The organism is Acinetobacter legionensis, from assembly GCF_057165765.1.
This window is the reverse complement of the sequence record NZ_CM169896.1, coordinates 1,721,778-1,739,732: the sequence shown is the minus strand read 5'-3', so window position 1 is coordinate 1,739,732 and position 17,955 is coordinate 1,721,778. Positions and strand designations below refer to the sequence as shown.

General features: G+C 36.7%; 17 protein-coding genes. 10 read left to right on the top strand and 7 right to left on the bottom strand.

What is annotated here, in order from left to right; genetic code table 11:
• The first annotated feature begins 283 nt into the window (after positions 1-283).
• Entirely contained in the window at positions 284-1,822 is a 1,539-nt protein-coding gene (locus tag AC2G3J_RS07925; protein ID WP_483770916.1) for an acetyl-CoA C-acetyltransferase, read from the top strand.
• Between the two features lie 178 nt (positions 1,823-2,000).
• Here the strand turns inward: AC2G3J_RS07925 and AC2G3J_RS07920 are convergent, their stop codons facing one another.
• Positions 2,001-3,119, bottom strand: coding sequence for an OmpW/AlkL family protein (locus AC2G3J_RS07920; protein ID WP_336954197.1), 1,119 nt, complete (start codon positions 3,117-3,119; stop codon positions 2,001-2,003).
• Between the two features lie 676 nt (positions 3,120-3,795).
• On the opposite strand from AC2G3J_RS07920, the gene mdh reads away from it, so the two are divergent.
• The 3 genes from mdh (at position 3,796) to AC2G3J_RS07905 (ending at position 7,015) form a co-directional block, all read left to right on the top strand.
• Entirely contained in the window at positions 3,796-4,968 is a 1,173-nt protein-coding gene (gene mdh / locus AC2G3J_RS07915) for an iron-dependent methanol dehydrogenase (protein ID WP_483770915.1), read from the top strand.
• 200 nt (positions 4,969-5,168) lie between these two features.
• Entirely contained in the window at positions 5,169-6,011 is an 843-nt protein-coding gene (locus tag AC2G3J_RS07910; protein WP_483770914.1) for an SDR family oxidoreductase, read from the top strand.
• A 41-nt stretch (positions 6,012-6,052) separates the two neighbouring features.
• Positions 6,053-7,015, top strand: a complete 963-nt coding sequence (locus AC2G3J_RS07905; protein ID WP_419327803.1) for an alpha/beta hydrolase — start codon at positions 6,053-6,055, stop codon at positions 7,013-7,015.
• Between the two features lie 57 nt (positions 7,016-7,072).
• Here the strand turns inward: AC2G3J_RS07905 and AC2G3J_RS07900 are convergent, their stop codons facing one another.
• The gene (locus AC2G3J_RS07900; RefSeq protein ID WP_336954201.1) at positions 7,073-8,254 is read right to left on the bottom strand and encodes a sigma-54-dependent transcriptional regulator family protein; all 1,182 of its coding nucleotides are present in this window, start codon (positions 8,252-8,254) and stop codon (positions 7,073-7,075) included.
• Between the two features lie 359 nt (positions 8,255-8,613).
• Here AC2G3J_RS07900 and exaC point away from each other — a divergent pair, with 359 nt between their 5' ends.
• A complete protein-coding gene (gene exaC, locus AC2G3J_RS07895) occupies positions 8,614-10,125 on the top strand; it encodes an acetaldehyde dehydrogenase ExaC (RefSeq protein ID WP_483770913.1) in 1,512 nt (503 codons plus the stop codon).
• Between the two features lie 133 nt (positions 10,126-10,258).
• Here the strand turns inward: exaC and AC2G3J_RS07890 are convergent, their stop codons facing one another.
• Together AC2G3J_RS07890 and AC2G3J_RS07885 are read right to left on the bottom strand one after the other, a co-directional pair.
• Positions 10,259-10,597 (bottom strand): immunity protein Imm33 domain-containing protein, encoded by a 339-nt coding sequence (locus tag AC2G3J_RS07890; RefSeq protein ID WP_336954202.1) that lies wholly within the window; start codon positions 10,595-10,597, stop codon positions 10,259-10,261.
• Positions 10,598-11,159: 562 nt separating this feature from the next.
• Complete coding sequence (locus AC2G3J_RS07885) at positions 11,160-12,032, bottom strand: LysR family transcriptional regulator (RefSeq protein WP_336954288.1); 873 nt, start codon at positions 12,030-12,032, stop codon at positions 11,160-11,162.
• A 147-nt stretch (positions 12,033-12,179) separates the two neighbouring features.
• Here AC2G3J_RS07885 and AC2G3J_RS07880 point away from each other — a divergent pair, with 147 nt between their 5' ends.
• A complete protein-coding gene (locus AC2G3J_RS07880; RefSeq protein ID WP_483770912.1) occupies positions 12,180-13,097 on the top strand; it encodes an AEC family transporter in 918 nt (305 codons plus the stop codon).
• A 171-nt stretch (positions 13,098-13,268) separates the two neighbouring features.
• Here AC2G3J_RS07880 and AC2G3J_RS07875 read toward each other — a convergent pair whose 3' ends face one another.
• Entirely contained in the window at positions 13,269-13,856 is a 588-nt protein-coding gene (locus AC2G3J_RS07875) for a 2-hydroxychromene-2-carboxylate isomerase (RefSeq protein ID WP_336954206.1), read from the bottom strand.
• Positions 13,857-14,019: 163 nt separating this feature from the next.
• The gene (locus AC2G3J_RS07870; RefSeq protein WP_096734377.1) at positions 14,020-14,766 is read right to left on the bottom strand and encodes an SDR family oxidoreductase; all 747 of its coding nucleotides are present in this window, start codon (positions 14,764-14,766) and stop codon (positions 14,020-14,022) included.
• Positions 14,767-14,860: 94 nt separating this feature from the next.
• On the opposite strand from AC2G3J_RS07870, the gene AC2G3J_RS07865 reads away from it, so the two are divergent.
• From AC2G3J_RS07865 to AC2G3J_RS07850, 4 genes are all read left to right on the top strand, one after another.
• The gene (locus tag AC2G3J_RS07865) at positions 14,861-15,427 is read left to right on the top strand and encodes a TetR/AcrR family transcriptional regulator (RefSeq protein WP_336954207.1); all 567 of its coding nucleotides are present in this window, start codon (positions 14,861-14,863) and stop codon (positions 15,425-15,427) included.
• A gap of 67 nt (positions 15,428-15,494) precedes the next feature.
• The gene (locus AC2G3J_RS07860; RefSeq protein ID WP_336954208.1) at positions 15,495-16,211 is read left to right on the top strand and encodes a glutamine amidotransferase; all 717 of its coding nucleotides are present in this window, start codon (positions 15,495-15,497) and stop codon (positions 16,209-16,211) included.
• Between the two features lie 321 nt (positions 16,212-16,532).
• Positions 16,533-16,802: a putative hemolysin gene (locus tag AC2G3J_RS07855; RefSeq protein WP_419359615.1), complete on the top strand. Its 270-nt coding sequence runs from the start codon at positions 16,533-16,535 to the stop codon at positions 16,800-16,802.
• Between the two features lie 201 nt (positions 16,803-17,003).
• On the top strand, positions 17,004-17,477 hold the full coding sequence (locus tag AC2G3J_RS07850) for a ClbS/DfsB family four-helix bundle protein (RefSeq protein WP_483770911.1): 474 nt from the start codon (positions 17,004-17,006) through the stop codon (positions 17,475-17,477).
• A 57-nt stretch (positions 17,478-17,534) separates the two neighbouring features.
• On the opposite strand, the gene AC2G3J_RS07845 is transcribed toward AC2G3J_RS07850, so the two are convergent.
• Positions 17,535-17,849, bottom strand: a complete 315-nt coding sequence (locus tag AC2G3J_RS07845) for a hypothetical protein (protein ID WP_336954211.1) — start codon at positions 17,847-17,849, stop codon at positions 17,535-17,537.
• Positions 17,850-17,955: the final 106 nt, after the last annotated feature.

The window sequence follows — 17,955 nt, the reverse complement described above, 5'->3', positions numbered from 1 at the left end:
GTATGGGGCTTAAGCTATCTTTTAACTTCAGTATAATCTCAGATATTTAGCTGTGTTACGCTTTCTTAAATGGCTTGCGTTGGTCTTCGCGCAAGACTTAGAGGAATCGTCAACAACGCTATCATCTATATGACCCATAAGTTTCAGTTAAATCATACTTGAGTTGCCAAAATGATGACTTGACCTGAAAGAATATGCAAATGTCATTATAGTCAATTCGAGTCATAGCCAATTATGTTAATGTAAGCCCTAAGAATATTGCGAACATGCTTGGAAAAGCCTTATGAGCAAAACAACTCAAGAAAATTCAAACGCTGAAAGCACTGTACAAGAAACTGTGTCAAATACATCAAAAGCTCGTACTCGTACGAGTAAAAGTAGCAACACAAATTCTACAAATGCCAATGCAGCCAACACGACTAAAAAACCGACTCGTGCGCCAGCAGCTGCTTCACGTAGTAAAGCAACAGCATCGACGGCAAAAAAAGTTACAACAGCTTCATCTTCTAAAACTCAAACTTCTGGTCAGCAGGATAAAATTATGAGTCAAAACACTGTACGTCGCGTAGCAATTATTGGCGGTAACCGTATTCCTTTTGCACGTTCAAATGGCCCTTATTTCCGAGCGTCAAACATTGACATGCTTACTGCGTCTTTAAACGGTTTAATTGAACGTTTTAACCTTCAAGGTCAACGTTTAGGTGAAGTTGTTGCTGGTGCAGTTCTAAAACATAGCCGTGATTTCAACATGACACGTGAATGTGTTTTAAATACTCAACTTGCACCTGAAACCCCTGCTTATGATATTCAACAAGCATGTGGTACTGGCTTACAAGCAGCTTTCCTTGTTGCAAACAAAATTGCATTAGGCCAAATTGAAGTGGGTATTGCTGGTGGTGTGGATACTACCTCTGATGCACCAATCGCATTTGGTGACGGCTTACGTAAAGCATTGCTTGAATTAAACATTGCAAAAACAGGTAAAGACCGTTTAAAAGCTTTAGCTAAAATCAATGTTAAAGACTTGATGGATGCACCAAAAAATGGTGAACCTCGTACTGGTTTATCTATGGGTGATCACCAAGCGATTACTGCTTTAGAATGGGGTATTCCGCGTGAAGCTCAAGATGAACTTGCTGCATCTTCACATCAAAAAATGGCCAAAGCATATGATGAAGGCTTCTTCGATGATTTGATCACGCCGTTTATGGGTCTAGACAAAGACAATAACTTGCGTCCTGATTCTTCAGTTGAAAAATTGGCTAAGCTTAAACCTGCATTTGGTAAAGGTGATACTGCAACAATGACTGCAGGTAACTCTACCCCACTTACAGACGGTGCTTCAGTTGTTCTATTAGCCTCTGAAGAATGGGCTAAAGCAAATGGTCATGAAGTCCTTGCCTACTTAACATTCACTGAAACTGCTGCGGTAGATTTTGTGAATAAGAAAGAAGGTTTATTGATGGCGCCTGCTTATGCTGTTCCACGTATGTTGGCTCGTGCAGGTATTAAGCTTCAAGACTTCGACTACTATGAGATTCATGAAGCTTTTGCATCACAAGTTCTTTCTACCTTAAAAGCATGGGAAGATCCTAAGTTCTGTAAAGAACGTTTAGGGCTAGATGCACCATTGGGCTCAATTGACCGTAGCAAACTCAATGTTAAAGGTTCTTCTTTAGCTGCTGGTCATCCATTTGCAGCAACAGGTGGTCGCATTTTGGCAACTGCTGCAAAATTGATTAATCAAAAAGGTTCAGGTCGTGTACTTATTTCGATTTGTGCTGCTGGTGGTCAAGGTGTAACTGCAATCGTAGAGAAATAAATTCTCTGATTTGTACAATACTCTCAAAAAAGCATCCATTTAGGATGCTTTTTTATTGCTCATCAATCTACATCTAGCTAAAAAAATTTGCATAGACCATTCTGCTCAACATAAAAAATGGTTAGCCGAAGCTAACCATTTAAAATCTTCACTATTCTTAGGGAAAATAGTGTTGATTTTAGAAGCGATACCCCACACCAACATAAGTAATCAATGGATCTATATCAACTTTTGTGGTGGAATTAATCAGTCGCTTACCAGTCTTGGCATCAACAACATCAATCTTAGCCTGATTGTTGAGCTTGGCATAAGAAACAGAAGCCACACCAAACCAGTTTTCATTAATATCATAAGTAGCACCCAAACTTACAATAGGTGCAATTGCATCAGTCGTTTTAACCCTTACATAAGGATTTGCACTGGAAGGTTTGCCATCCAACGCAGCCCCTGCTTTTCCATCTAAAACGTTTTGAATCATGTGTCCCGCTGCGACCAGATCACTTTTGATCTGTGAGTTCAATTTAATATCAGTAAAATGAGAGTACATCACCCCTACCCCAATATATGGACGCAATTTATTGACACCAGACTGACCAAACTGATATTGCGCTTCAAGCGCTGGTGTCCATGCACGGACTGAAGCTGCTTTAGATTTGTTGCCTAAATTGGTGATTGGAATTGCTTGGTTTAAATCTATACCATCTGGAAATAAAATTCCGACTAGGTCACTTGGCGAGGTGGCTAATCCGGTGAGGGGTGCCAAGATTTCCCCTTTACCTTTAATATCAACTTTTGGAGGAATTCCACCAATGAGTTGCAAAGAAACATTGTCATTAATGTAATAATTTAACATCATACCAAGGGTATCTACATCATCGACTTCAAGCCCTGTTCCCTTAGCTTGCCAATTTTCCAAGCCATGAATATTTGCTGTTCCTGCGACCTCTGGCAAAATATTACCCTTACCATCGGTCAATAGGGTTTGCATAAATGCATCATTGAGAAATTCAGTTAAAACCTCTTTCTGATTAAATGGTACTCCGCCTAAGTCTTCCCCCATAGCATTAGGATCAACTGAGTTTAAAAAACTGGTTGTAGAGATACTTCCGACTGTTGCGTTAGTACCATTTTTAACACTGGTATTAATATTAAAGGGATTGGCTTTTCCCTGAGGCATAACATGTAACCAACCTGCAGATACTGAAAAGCGTTTATACTCCCCCGCAAAACTCATGCTGGTAATCGCGAACAATGAACTTGTTATGACAATATTTTTTAACGTTAATATTTTTTTCATTTTTTATCCTTAAAATATGAGATTACCGAACCGTGGCAACCTGTTTAAAAAACATACATAAAAAACAATCTTTATGTATAAAATTCTGATCAATAGCATTTTCACTCAGCCGTAAAAAATATAGGTAATTTTATTTTTAAATTTTTTATAATACTTATTAATGATATATATCATTGTTTTATTTTTATCATTTAGCATAATTTAACAGTAAAGGTATATTTAAAAAGTCTATTTAAGCCCCTGCTGAACTATTATATAAATATCAAATTTTTCACATAATTTTAACTTTTTAATTATCAATACACATTCTCATAAATTGATAATTCATTCTATTTTTGATGGATTTTAAAATGTATGCCCAAAATTAAACTCAACGATTCACTTTTTAAAAATAAAATGAATTGTTAGAGCAAAAAACACCCAACAAAATAGCTTTTTGTACTTTTTAATCAAAACTCACGTTCAAGTATAATTTTCACCTTAAAAATTATAAAGAAAAACTTCACTACTTTATTTTAAATAAAAAATATCAAACACTTAGTTTAAGGTTTGCATTATTAAAGTTTGGTAGGTGTTTAGTAGGTATTCAATCTAGCCCTCAAAACAGATACTCAACCTCAAGGTGATCATCACCTTTCTGGAATGATGAAATAACAATGGTAGAAGGAATCGCACCATGGCTTTTAAAAATATAGCAGATCAAACAAACGGTTTTTACATCCCTTGCGTCTCACTTTTTGGTCCAGGTTGTGCCAAAGAAGTCGGTGCTAAAGCACAAAATTTAGGGGCAAAAAAAGCCCTCATCGTCACTGATGCCGGCTTATTCAAATTTGGTGTTGCAGACATTATTGTTGGATATCTTAAAGATGCTGGGGTAGACAGTCATATTTTTCCTGGGGCGGAACCAAACCCGACAGACATTAACGTACATAATGGCGTAAACGAATATAACAATAATGGTTGTGACTTTATTGTGTCTTTGGGCGGTGGCTCTTCTCATGACTGTGCAAAAGGAATCGGCTTAGTTACCGCAGGTGGCGGTCATATTCGTGATTATGAAGGGATTGATCAAAGTAAAGTCCCAATGACACCGCTTGTCGCAATCAATACGACAGCAGGAACTGCTTCCGAAATGACTCGTTTCTGTATTATCACCAATACTGATACCCATGTAAAAATGGCAATTGTTGATTGGCGTTGTACACCGCTTGTTGCAATTGATGATCCTAAACTTATGATTGCAAAACCTGCTGCTTTAACTGCTGCAACGGGTATGGATGCTTTAACTCATGCTGTAGAAGCTTATGTTTCAACTGCTGCAAACCCAATTACTGATGCATGTGCAGAAAAAGCCATTTCAATGATTAGCGAATGGTTAAGCCCTGCTGTTGCCAATGGCGAAAATCTTGAAGCACGTGATGCAATGGCATATGCACAATATTTAGCAGGTATGGCATTTAACAATGCGTCTTTAGGTTATGTACATGCAATGGCTCATCAATTAGGTGGCTTCTATAACCTTCCACACGGCGTATGTAATGCAATTCTATTACCGCATGTGTGTGAGTTTAACTTAATCGCCTGCCCAAACCGTTATGCAAAAATTGCCCAATTAATGGGTGTCAATACTGAGGGTTTAACCGTTACTGAGGCTGCCTTTGCTGCGATTGATGCAATTCGTGAGTTATCATCATCTATTGGTATCCCTTCTGGCTTAGCTGAACTGGGTGTCAAAGCGGAAGATCATGCAGTGATGACCTCAAATGCGCAAAAAGATGCCTGTATGTTGACCAATCCACGTAAAGCAACTGATGCTCAAGTCATTAAAATTTTTGAATCAGCAATGTAAAATGATCCGCTTTCGTTCTACTCAGCCTGAGAACCTTTTAGGCCAAATACAATGAAGTGTGCTTGATACTCAGGAATATTACTTTGGTAATATTCCTTTTTTATACGCTTATAAAAAATGACAATCATTATTGTCAGATATATTGATAAAGTCACAATCTATGACTATGATGCTTAAAACATCAGCGGATTATTTCAGCAATGACAACAACAAGTAAAACCATCATCATCACGGGTGCAAATACCGGAATCGGGCTTGCAACTGCAGAAACCTTTATTAAGGATGGTCACCATGTGATCATTGCTTGTCGTAATCTAGAAAAAGCCAAAACAGCACAGCAACATTTAGAGTCATTCGGTACAGGTCAAGTAGACGTAATTCACCTTGATTTAAATAGTCTTAAACAAATTAACCAAGCAGCCAATGAAATTATTGCCAAATATGAAAAAATTGATGTATTAGTCAACAATGCTGGCATGATGACACCTGATCTTGAGGCCACAGCTGATGGTTTTGAAAAACAGTTTGGGGTAAATTATCTGGGGCCTTTTCTTTGGACATTGAAACTTCTTCCATTGGTTCAAAAAGCCCAACAAGGTCGTGTAATTCATTTGGCTTCAATGATGCATCTTTTAGGTCGTATCCAACCTGAAAACTTTAACGCGGATCAAGTGAAGAAATACAATGGTGTTTTGAGCTATGGCAATAGTAAATTAGCTAATCTGCTCTTTAGTAATATCCTCGCCAAACAACTATATGGAAGTCATGTCACCAGCAATGCATTACATCCAGGTGGCGTAGATTCTGAGATTTATCGTGAATTACCCAAATGGCAATATGCAATCATTAAACTTGGTCTTATTCCACCATCTAAGCCTGCCGAATTAATTAAAAAAATTGCTTTTGATCCGTCATGGGAAAAGCGAAATGGTGATTATGTGAGTTTACAAACTCCAGCGTTTAAATCAGGCAGGGCCAAAGATATAAAGTTGGCACAAAAACTATATGATGAATCCTATGCGCTGGTAAAAGACTATCTGTAATTTTTCGGATTTCATTTTTCTATAAAATTCAGGAATACGCTATGACCACTCAATCTATTGAATATCAACCTGATACCCTTGGTACGGGTTATGAAAAACTAACCTTAAACTTACCAAATGACTATGATGGTAAAGTCATTGCGACTTTGGTACGTAAACAAGCAGCTCAAGCGACCAAGAAAGCGGTGCTCTATATCCATGGTTTTATCGATTATTTCTTTCAAACAGAAATGGCTGAACAATTTAATCAACATGATTATGATTTTTATGCACTTGATTTAAGAAAATATGGTCGTTCTTACCTACCACATCAAAAATATTATTATGTTCTAAATTTGAATGAATATGATGAAGAAATCACGCAAGCATTAAAGATTATTGGTCAGGAAGGCCACACTGAGGTGTTACTGGCAGGACATTCTACAGGTGGATTGATCGCAACATTATATGCAGCACATTATCCACAACATCCCCTTATTCAAGCCTTATGGTGCAATAGTCCTTTTTATGACTTTAATATGCCTGCTTGGAAGAAAAAATTAGCCCTCCCCAAACTCAGCGCAATGGGCAAACGCTTACCTAATTTAAAGTTTCCAAGTGAATTAAATAAATGGTATGTCACCAGTCTGCATAAAGATTTGCAAGGCGAATGGGATTTCAGCTTAGAGTGGAAAAAACCAACTTACCCCAAAGTATATTTAAGCTTTGTGCATGCAATTTTTGAAGCGCAAAAAGAAATTCATGCAGGTGTACAGATCAATGTACCAACCTTAGTGATGCATTCTCACAGAACAACCTATCCTAAGAAATTTAACCGAGATGCTCAAAGCACTGATGTTATTTTAGAGGTCAAAGACATCGTCAGAGATGCAGGTAAAATACAGGGCGATGTTAATGTCATGACCATTCAAAATGGACTACATGACTTGGTTTTATCGGCACCAGAAGTCAGAAGAGAAGTTTATCATCAACTTTTTTCATGGTTAGCTCAAAAGCAACCTTAAAGGCTCAAATCCATTTTTCTTTGCAAGCAAATGATCAGTTAAAAGTATCCTGCAAAATCAATGCTCATCTTTATATTTCATTAGAATTTGATGAGCAGGATGCCCGTCTGGTGTAAGTTCAATTAGACGTTCAACGGCATCAATCGCTTCTGGAAAATGTGCAAGGTGTTTTAATAAAGCATCTGTTTCATTGGCTTTAAAAATCGCTTCACTTAGGCGTGATTCGAGGCAGTCTCGCCATGCAGATAAAAAAGGACTTTCGGTTTTAGCTAAAAATACACCTTTACATAATTTTAAAGCGGATTCGGTATAACCCGCATCTAAAGCATTCTCTGCTTGCAAGAAATCTGCTTCAACATGTGCCAATAAACGATAAGGCCGTGAACCCAGCATGCCGCCCAAGATATCACGCAACTGCGACATTTCTGCTTTTAATGTGCCGACACTCACTTTTCGTTCACCATACAACGCTTGATGTAAATTTTCCAGATTCATCCCTTGAGGGCACAACGCAAGAATGGTCAAAATTTCAATTTGTCGTGGTGTCAATACCACAATCTTGCCATTGAACAACACTTGTGGCACAGCAAAAGCACGGATAAATAAATGTTGTTGTTGAAACTCTAGCAATGCCGATTGAATAATCGAGGCACAGCGCTCAGCCGCCAATAATCCCAAACTATTGTGATGATTCCATGTGGTTGAAAGATCAATGACCCCTAAAACTTGTTTGGAATATGGATCTATAATTGGAGAGGCATAACAAACCCAGTCATGCACAGAAGACATAAAATGCTCGTTGGAAAACACACAACTGGATTGTTGGGTTTTTAATGACAGTGCCAAAGCATTAGTTCCCACCAAATCTTCACGCCATTGTCCACCAGCAATAAAATGGACACGTTCTGCAGCATTGCGCATTTGCCCACTTGCGGCTGACCAAATAATAGTACTACCGATATCCCCTACTGCAGCAACCATTGCTGACTGTTCTGCGATATGAGTTAATTCATCCCGACAATGTTCTATTGCTTTTTCTAACAGCGTTTTTCTTTCTTGTTTTACATTCATCAAAGGTGCAGCATCACGATCTTTGGGAATCGCAGCTGAGTTGGAACGTTGCCATGAACTTGCAATACTCTGTCCGAGTTGATCAGCATGTTTTAAAGACAAACTACTGCTTTGGCGTAACTGCTCAATTAAACTCCGTTTATTTGATAACTCTTGTTGGCTTAACATACGCTACTTCCTCTGTAATTCGTTAAAAAATATCCTATCCTTTCTCTGTTGTTTTTATCCAGCGGACCTGCTTATAAATTACTCTAGCACATTAACATAGTGAGCTTAACCTGAGTCAACACAACTCATACCAAAGCTGTAGAATAAAACCAATTTTTTCCAATATTTAGCAATTTTCTAATAAACAAGAAAATATTGCCAAAGATTAAAGCATAGCGCAAATGACTCTAGGATTTCATCCAACCTTTTCCCTACCTTTGACTCTCTATGCTCAATCCATCATGTAAACAATCATTGTTCATACATGCCATATTAAACACATCATTAATGATCATGAATATAAGTAAAGGGATACTCTTATGCGTTATGTAGATCCAAATCAGCCTGGTTCAAAAGTACAGTTCAAAGCCCAATATGAAAACTTTATTGATGGCAAATGGGTAGCACCGGTTAAAGGGCAATATTTTGATAATGTCTCTCCTGTAGATGGTAAAGCCTTTACCAAAATTCCACGTTCTTCCGCGGAAGATATCGAACTTGCATTAGATGCAGCACATAAAGCCAAAGCTTCATGGAACAAAGCATCTCCAACAATACGTTCAAATGTACTACTGAAAATAGCAGATCGTTTAGAAGAAAATTTAGAATTACTGGCGGTTGCAGAAACATGGGAAAATGGTAAGCCAATTCGTGAAACATTGGCAGCCGATATTCCTTTAGCAATTGACCATTTCCGTTATTTTGCAGGTTGTTTACGTGCACAAGAAGGTGGTATCTCTGAAATTGATGAAGATACCATTGCTTACCACTTCCATGAACCTTTAGGTGTAGTGGGTCAGATCATTCCATGGAATTTCCCTATTCTTATGGCAGCATGGAAACTTGCACCAGCACTTGCAGCGGGTAACTGTATTGTACTTAAACCTGCTGAACAAACACCATCAAGTATTTTAGTAGTTGCAGAACTCATTCAAGATATTTTACCGCCAGGCGTTTTAAATATTGTCAATGGTTACGGCGTTGAAGTGGGTCGCCCACTGGCTACCAATCCACGTATTGCTAAAATTGCCTTTACAGGTTCTACTGCGGTTGGTCAAATGATCATGCAATATGCAACTGAAAATATTATTCCTGTAACGCTTGAGCTTGGTGGTAAATCACCAAACATTTTCTTTGAAGATGTCATGGATAAAGATGATGATTATTTAGACAAAGCGCTTGAAGGCTTTGCCATGTTCGCCTTAAACCAAGGTGAAGTATGTACTTGCCCATCACGTGCATTGGTTCAAGAAAGTATTGCAGATAAATTCCTTGAAATGGCAGTTGAACGTGTAAAACGCATCAAAACTGGACATCCTTTAGACACAGACACCATGATTGGTGCTCAGGCATCTCAAGAGCAACAAGACAAAATCTTGGGTTGTATTGCAACAGGTCGTGCTGAAGGTGCTCAACTGCTTACAGGGGGTGGCGATCGTCAGGAAGTCGGTCAAGGTTTCTATATTGAACCTACCATTTTCAAAGGCGACAACAGTATGAAGATTTTCCAAGAAGAAATTTTTGGACCAGTTCTCTCTGTAGCAACATTTAAAGATTATGATGATGCAATCAGAATTGCCAATGATACGATGTATGGCTTAGGCGCTGGTGTATGGTCTCGTTCTGCGCATACCTCTTATCGTGCGGGTCGTGCGATTGAAGCTGGTCGTGTATGGACCAACTGCTACCATATCTACCCTGCACATGCAGCATTTGGTGGTTATAAGAAATCTGGTATTGGCCGTGAAAACCACAAGATGATGCTTGATCATTATCAACAAACCAAGAATTTATTGGTTAGCTATTCAACCAAAGCAATGGGCTTCTTCTAAGTTCTATAGTTGATTTACACTTTAAAAAAGTGAACTTCGGTTCGCTTTTTTTAGTCATGATTAAGATGCTGTTTAATCCTTATAACTGTCAATTCATTCATTATTTTATACAGATTGCGATGATTCGCTAAATTTAGTCGGTTGTTGGATTCATCCAAACATCTTCATAGCCATGCTTATCAATAATGACATGATAACCGTGCTCAAGCGCCAAATAAGGTAAAATTTCAGGTAAATATTGCTGTAAATGTGAGGCATGCAGCGGTTGATAAAAATCATCAGCTGAAGAATATTCTCCACAGTGAATAAACCAAGAAACATTGTCTTGTTTTTTAAGCGCAACTCGAACTGCATAAATCGGTTGTTGGCCTAGACTCTGTAATGCAATTGCAACCCTATCCGACAGATTAAATTCCATATATTTTGATTCATATTTTTTGCAAATTTGCCTTTGTAATGTTTCTAAATTCATCAACACATTCCTTTATTGCCTGTTTCGTATTGTTTGTTTAGTTGAATAAACCAATGCGTTCAAATAGATATACTGAGATCAGCAGCAAAATTATTTAGGTCTTTTCCATAACATTTTAATATGTTCGAAACTATATCCAACCACGACTCTTAAATTCATCATCAATAACATTGTGAAAAACACAATCACAGACATCACTAAACTTTGTGGAAGAAATTTCTGATCTAAAACAGATTTATAAGTATTCAATGCTAAATATAAAATGATCAAAAGTATATAAAACAACAGTTGAAAGTAGATCTTGTATCTTGGTTTTTTCACAACAAATTCCATCAAATAAACAGACAAAAACAATGCAGAAAATGCGGTAAAAACAAAGAAGCATATTACCCATAAAATACTAAAATTTTTGATATGACTAATTGCCCATAAGGATAGGTTAGCAACACAGCGACATAGTATAAATGCTGTTTTAGGACGTTCTATGAATTTATAAATCAAATCATTCATGCTGTGTTTAGACTCGTCATTTATTCTTCTGCGAAACGTTCACGATAAAATGCTAAACCATTTGTGCAATATCAATAAATGCCTGCGTAATTGGACTCATCTGTTTTTTATTCTTCACTGCCAGACTAATAGACCGCTTAATATTGGGTGATAAAGGTAATTTTTGCACATTGGGAAACAGTGTCATTAACTCTTTATTCAATGCCATATCAGCAACAATTGAAACACCTGCACCATTGTTCACCATATTAATAATGGTCAAAATTTGAGAAAAATAACATTTAATTTTTGGACTCAGATTGGCTTTTCTAAACATCTCTGTGACATGGTTTTGACTGCCTGCTGAGGTCATTAAAAAAGGATATTCTGCCAATTCATCCAATCGAACTGCACTTTGCTGTGATCGTGCATAGGACTTTGGAATAAGTGCTACAAAAATATCCTCAATCACAGGAAAAGTATCAAAGCGTTCTTCGGGTAAAACTACAAATCCAACATCAATAGTACGATCATGAATCCATTGAGTAATATCTTTATCCGTTCCTTCTTTAATAAACACTTCAATATTTGGATATTTTAAACTAAATTTTTCTAGAATTAAGGGAATAAGTACATTAGAAGATGAAGCACCAAAAGATCCAATTCTTAAAGTTCCAGAATGAAATCCTTGTATATCGGAGATTTCTTGTTTTAGTACATTAGAAATATTCAAAATTTCTTTCACATGCACTAAAAGCCGTATGCCAGATTCAGTTAACTCAACTTCATTATGATTGCGATAAAACAATGTGACCGACCAATCTTGTTCTAAGCATTTAATTGCATGAGAAATCGCAGATTGAGAAATTTGCAAACGCTGAGCTGTAACAGTAAAGCTTTTCTGTTCAGCTAACACGGCAAAAATAGTCAGTTGAGTAAATGTCATCGCCACTCTATCCATGAGTAAAGACTCATTTTACCATGAATAGGCATAAGTCATATTCTTGATTAAAATTTACTTGGGTTTAGCTTACAGATGAAAAAATCAGTGGGTGGGACTTGGTCGAATTAGGTTCTGCATAGAGCGTTCATCATGCTACAAATGATTACTATTCTTTTCCCATCCATCGCTTTGATTGGTTTAGGTTTTTATCTTTTCCAGTCACATATACTTGATGAAAAATTCTGGAATGGCGCAGAAAAGCTAAATTACTATATTTTATTTCCAGCCTTATTGTTTAGTTCTCTTGCAAATGCAGATATGAATATGGGGCATCTCAACAGTATTCTTACAGTCATTTTTTTAATTATGGCCATGATCATTGCTGGCGTTTATCTGTTTGCAAAGTTAAACCGAACACCTATTGCCCAGATCGGTGTATATGTCCAAAGCTTGATTCGTTTTAATACCTATCTCGGACTCTCGATTGCCACAACACTTAATAATGCTGAAATCAAAAGTATCTTGGTAAATATCCTTGCTATAGCAATTCCCTTAGTTAATGTTATTTCGATCCTTTCTCTGACAGATAAAGATCAACTGAACATTAAAAATATATTCTGGTCTTTAATCAAAAACCCACTGATCAGCTCTTGTATATTGGGAATTACATTTAATCTTTTAAACATCCCTATTTGGTCTGGCTTTGCAAACCTGTTAAATGCTTTTTCAAGTAGTAGTCTGATGTTAGGCTTATTATGTGTAGGAACAGCAATTCAATTTTCGACCCTCAGAATTTATCTGAAAAAGTCTTTGCTCATTAGCCTAATCAGATTATTGCTGATCCCGCTTATTGCCTTTATCTGTTTGCAGTTTTTTGAGCTAAGTCATGCCGCCGTGATTGCTATCATGATTTTCTTTTCTATCCCAACCGCATCTTCCGCATATATCTTAACCAAACTATTAAACGGCGATCATCAATTAATGGCAGCAAGCATCAGCATGCAAACACTTTTATCCGTATTCACTTTGGCACTAATCCTTGCACTATTACAGCATTTTTATGTTTAATCCTCTATATTTACGATTAGCTTTCTTCATCAAATATTTTTCTGATTCAATGCAGTTTGGCTTTCTATAGAATAACTGTGCGGCATGGCTAGCTGTAACACAATACAATGCAATTCTCTCATGCTAGCATCTAAATAATAGAATCAGAATTTAAAAGCGTATTTATCAAGATTAAGCCAATTCCATCTCAACAAAGTGAAGATGATCAACACCCCAAAACATTTCATCTCCAATAAACCATGTCGGTGCACCAAAAACACCACGCCCAATGGCTTCTTCTGTGATATTTTTTAGTTGGGCTTTAACCTGTTCATCTGAAAGCCAAGTTTGAACCTGCTCTGTACTAAAACCCAATGATTGAAGCAAGGTAATAAATTCATTGATATCATTTAAATTACGCGGATGCCCAAACATTGCATCAAATAAAGCGTTTAACACTGTTAAGAATTTTTCAGCTTGATAAAGCTGAACTGCTGTAATCACGCGCATCAGATTTAAAGTATTAATTGGAAAATAGGGATTCATTTGTATTGGAATATTCCAGAGTTTTGACCAACGCCCCATATCGATCATCGAATAACTGGCTTTTGCTGGCACAGCCATTGGACTACTGTTCCCTGTGGCTTTAAAAATGCCACCAAGCAAGATCGGCTTCCAGATCACTTGTGCTTGATTTTGTTTTGCAATTTTTTGAATCTGATAAAAGCCTAAATAACTATATGGGCTACCCAAATCAAAATAAAATTCTACCTGTTTCATTCAGTGTTATTCCTTAACTGTACTGATCATATTTTTATCGTACTACTGTAAAAATGATTCTAGAAAAAACTTAAATCATGACTTCTTACTCTCGCTATATCGAGATAAGTCATCTAGCTATATTAACCAACTCATACAAGCCTACTTACCAATATAAAGTAACTTACCATTTTTCCATCCAAGGACGTAAATCTAGTTCATGCGTCCATGCATCACGCGGTTGCTGGGCAAGATGCCAATAATTTTCAGCAATATGTTCAGGATTTAAAATACCATCTTGGTCTTTTTTCTCATAAAGATCAGGAAAACTGTTTTTAATAAAATCTGTATCAATTGCACCATCAACTACCACATGAGCCACATGAATATTCTGTGGACCAAGTTCACGCGCCATACTCTGTGCCAAAGCTCTAAGTGCATGCTTTGCCCCTGCAAATGCTGAAAAATAAGCAGCACCACGTAGACCAGCAGTCGCACCTGTAAAGATCAATGTCCCGCGTTGTCGGCTTACCATTCGTTTCGCCACTTCACGACCAGTTAAAAAAGCAGAAAAACAGGCCATTTCCCATATTTTAAAATATTTACGCGCTGTTTCTTCAAGAATGCTACATGGAACATTGGCACCGATATTAAAAACTAATACCTCTATTTCACCAATATTGCTTTCAATTTCTTCGATTAATTGTATAACTTGCTGTTCTTTTCGAGCATCTGATGCAAAACCATATGCTGTCCCGCCAGCCTGTTCAATTTCATCAATCAGTGGTTGTAACTTGTCAGCATTGCGACGGGTCATACAACTAATATATCCCCCTTTGGCAAAACGTTTCGCAATTGCGCCACCTGTTGCATCACCTGCTCCAATAATCAATGCAACTTTCTGATTTGATGTTGTTATTTCATCTTGCATATCATGCTTCCCTTTTTGCATAACGATCGTTATTATAACGATCACTATGTTATAGTTTTACAAGAGCGTCAAGGAAAATTTGATCGAGGAAAATATGCGATACAAATCTGGATATAAAGAAGAAAAAAGAAAAGAACTATTAAAAATCAGTGGACAGCTTGCCAAAAAAGATGGCTTTGCTGCAACCGGTGTAGATGGCTTTATGAAAGCTGCTGGCGTGACCAGTGGTGCATTCTATTCACATTTTTCTTCCAAGCAGGATTTGTTTAAAGCATTGGTTGAAAATGAACTTAAAAATAGCATTCAGCTGTGGCAAAGCAATCCCCATAATCAGGCTGAGTTATGGATTGAATTTGAACTCAATCGTTACTTAACCCTCTCTCATGTTGAACATCCAAATCATGGTTGTGTACTGCCAACACTCGCCACAGAAGTCGCACGTTCTGATGAGGAGATTAAACAACGCTATCAACAAGAATTACAGCGCGGTCATGCCCTATTTACTCAACGCCTCGGAAGTGAAGAAAAAGCCTGGGGCGTCTTATGTCAACTGGTAGGTGCTATACTCATAGCAAGAAGTGTTTCTGATGATTCGGTTAAATCGACCATTTTGGAATCAAGCAAACACTGTATTTATTCTATGTTGCAAATCACATCATAAATTTAGTTTTCAACCCAATAGAATCTAGTATAAATTAGCGATATTCTCGTTAAATCATCATAAAACCATGACTTCCTCCACATACGCTTTGCCGAAGACAATCTATGCCATTCAACATTTAGCTTTTGAAGATTTAGGTATTCTTGAAGACACTTTTTATGATTTGGGCTATCGCATACGTTATTTTGAAGCAGGTATAGATGATTTAAAGCAAGCATTTGCATTTGAAGGTTTAGTCGTCGTTCTAGGTGGTCCAATTGGTGTTTATGAAACTGAGGATTATCCTTTTTTAAATGATGAAATCACTTATCTTAAACAACGTTTAGCCAAGAATTTACCAACGCTTGGTATTTGCTTAGGTGCACAATTGATTGCACATGCTTTGGGTGCAAAGGTTTATGCAGGCCATCAAAAAGAAATTGGCTGGAGTCAATTGAAGCTAAATCTGGCTCAAAATAATCCATTATTGCCACTCGTAAATACCGAAGTTTTACATTGGCATGGTGATACGTTTGACTTGCCAGTACAGGCTGAATTACTTGCAAGCTCTGCAATTTATACAAATCAGGCATTTAGAGTTGGTCAAAATATCTTAGCACTACAATTCCATGTCGAAGTTGCAGCAGAGGATATGGAAAAATGGCTGATTGGTCATACTTGTGAATTGCGTAAAGCTGCCTTAAATATTCCTCATTTACGAACTGAAAATGAAAAATATGCGCCAAATCTAGAATTAAAATCACCCCTGGTTTTAGAGCATTTTATCAAACACTTAAATGTATAATCTGTTTATCTATATCAGCATGAAATAGACTTTACTGTTTCGTGCTTTTTATACCCTATTTAGTCTCCACCCATAAATACGGTGTTGGTGTAAGTGTAATATCAATACTGCGTTGCCCATATTTAACTTACTATTATATTTAACTGACTATACCATTTACATTTAAAAGATTTTCTTTATTTATACATAATATTATTTAATTAAACTTTATACTAAGTCGTACTCATCATTATTTTGAGCTACAGGATTATACAGAGTAGATACATTAAAACTTGCTAATTTAATTATACTTCATACTTTAAAACAAAGACTTTATTTGCAATGAATAAAATATATATTGGCACATCTGTGCTCATGACAACACTTCTTTCTGCCTGTTCTACCCCTGAAGTAAATACTCAAAATGCTAAACCGCTTGGCATGGCTAATCCCGCAAGTGTGTATTGTCAAAAAATGGGAGGCGAGTCTCAGATTAAAAAAGATGCATTAGGAAATGAAGCAGGATATTGTAAGCTTCCAAATGGAACAGTGGTTGATGAATGGAAGTTGTTTAGAAGTGCACAAGGCGATGTGCAAGCTGCTGCTAAATAATTTTGAATAATCGCTGCGGAATATAAACAATAGACAAGCCTTCTTGAATGACTCATTTTCTATTGGCATTAATTTCAGACTCATTACTATATATTCACTACGGTAATGAGTTGCTCCACCCTTTTCATAATTAAAATAAATTAGATCTAAACTTGCACTAAATATAAACAGTATTGTATTTATTTTGGGAATATTGAATAGATGAAAACCTATCAATCTAAACAGGAACTGATTGTTGCAATCAATAATTCATTAAATCAATATTTAACAGAATTTGAAGAAATATCCGAAGACTTAAAAGATCATAAAGTTGCAACTGTAGATAAAACCCCTGCCCAAAATTTATCCTATCAATTGGGATGGGTAAATTTATTATTAGAATGGGAAAGCAAAGAACTTGCAGGTTTCCCCGTTTCAATGCCGAAAGAAGGCTATAAATGGAATAACTTAGCAAGTCTATATCAAAATTTTTATCAAACCCATGCCCAGCATTCATTAAAAGAAAATACTCGGTTATTATCTAAACAGGTCAAAGAAGTCACAGACTGGATTGAAAATCTAACAGATGGAGAACTATTTGAAATAAATCAACGTAAATGGGCAACCACACCTGCCAACTGGCCACTGTATAAATGGATTCATATCAACACTGTCGCCCCCTTTTACCAATTTTAGAGTTCAAATCAGAAAATGGAAGAAACTCAACATAAATACTGAACAAACTAAAAAGCCTTAACAGGTTATTTTTTTCAGTTCTAAATATTGAGAAATGGTGTTATTTAATTCATCCAAATAGTACTGTTTTGGTTTTTCTTGCCCTAATGATTTATCATATTTCATTAAAGCAGGCAGGTATTCTGTTTTATAGACACGCTCATATTCACCACATAATAATGCTCTATTTACCTCATTACTGGTATTTTCATCATCCAGTTGCTCATGCATGACTTTAATGGGTTTTTCTTGTTTCATCAGTACCAAACTATGAGGATTTGGAGTAATGCAACCTGTAAGCATAAGCAATAATACCATTGTTATTTTTTTCATAAACTTGCTTCATCGTTCTTAGGTTAAGCTGATCATAAACTATTTATATCTTATATCACCCTCTCAATTTATCGATAACAATTAAAATTTGAGTTTTTCTAAAGTA

What these genes read in the sequence shown, in the direction of transcription:
- AC2G3J_RS07925 (WP_483770916.1), top strand. Translation starts at nt 284, where the DNA reads ATGAGCAAAACAACTCAAGAAAATTCAAACGCTGAAAGCACTGTACAA.
- AC2G3J_RS07920 (WP_336954197.1), bottom strand. Translation starts at nt 3,119, where the DNA reads ATGAAAAAAATATTAACGTTAAAAAATATTGTCATAACAAGTTCATTG.
- mdh (WP_483770915.1), top strand. Translation starts at nt 3,796, where the DNA reads ATGGCTTTTAAAAATATAGCAGATCAAACAAACGGTTTTTACATCCCT.
- AC2G3J_RS07910 (WP_483770914.1), top strand. Translation starts at nt 5,169, where the DNA reads ATGACAACAACAAGTAAAACCATCATCATCACGGGTGCAAATACCGGA.
- AC2G3J_RS07905 (WP_419327803.1), top strand. Translation starts at nt 6,053, where the DNA reads ATGACCACTCAATCTATTGAATATCAACCTGATACCCTTGGTACGGGT.
- AC2G3J_RS07900 (WP_336954201.1), bottom strand. Translation starts at nt 8,254, where the DNA reads ATGTTAAGCCAACAAGAGTTATCAAATAAACGGAGTTTAATTGAGCAG.
- exaC (WP_483770913.1), top strand. Translation starts at nt 8,614, where the DNA reads ATGCGTTATGTAGATCCAAATCAGCCTGGTTCAAAAGTACAGTTCAAA.
- AC2G3J_RS07890 (WP_336954202.1), bottom strand. Translation starts at nt 10,597, where the DNA reads ATGAATTTAGAAACATTACAAAGGCAAATTTGCAAAAAATATGAATCA.
- AC2G3J_RS07885 (WP_336954288.1), bottom strand. Translation starts at nt 12,032, where the DNA reads ATGACATTTACTCAACTGACTATTTTTGCCGTGTTAGCTGAACAGAAA.
- AC2G3J_RS07880 (WP_483770912.1), top strand. Translation starts at nt 12,180, where the DNA reads ATGCTACAAATGATTACTATTCTTTTCCCATCCATCGCTTTGATTGGT.
- AC2G3J_RS07875 (WP_336954206.1), bottom strand. Translation starts at nt 13,856, where the DNA reads ATGAAACAGGTAGAATTTTATTTTGATTTGGGTAGCCCATATAGTTAT.
- AC2G3J_RS07870 (WP_096734377.1), bottom strand. Translation starts at nt 14,766, where the DNA reads ATGCAAGATGAAATAACAACATCAAATCAGAAAGTTGCATTGATTATT.
- AC2G3J_RS07865 (WP_336954207.1), top strand. Translation starts at nt 14,861, where the DNA reads ATGCGATACAAATCTGGATATAAAGAAGAAAAAAGAAAAGAACTATTA.
- AC2G3J_RS07860 (WP_336954208.1), top strand. Translation starts at nt 15,495, where the DNA reads ATGACTTCCTCCACATACGCTTTGCCGAAGACAATCTATGCCATTCAA.
- AC2G3J_RS07855 (WP_419359615.1), top strand. Translation starts at nt 16,533, where the DNA reads ATGAATAAAATATATATTGGCACATCTGTGCTCATGACAACACTTCTT.
- AC2G3J_RS07850 (WP_483770911.1), top strand. Translation starts at nt 17,004, where the DNA reads ATGAAAACCTATCAATCTAAACAGGAACTGATTGTTGCAATCAATAAT.
- AC2G3J_RS07845 (WP_336954211.1), bottom strand. Translation starts at nt 17,849, where the DNA reads ATGAAAAAAATAACAATGGTATTATTGCTTATGCTTACAGGTTGCATT.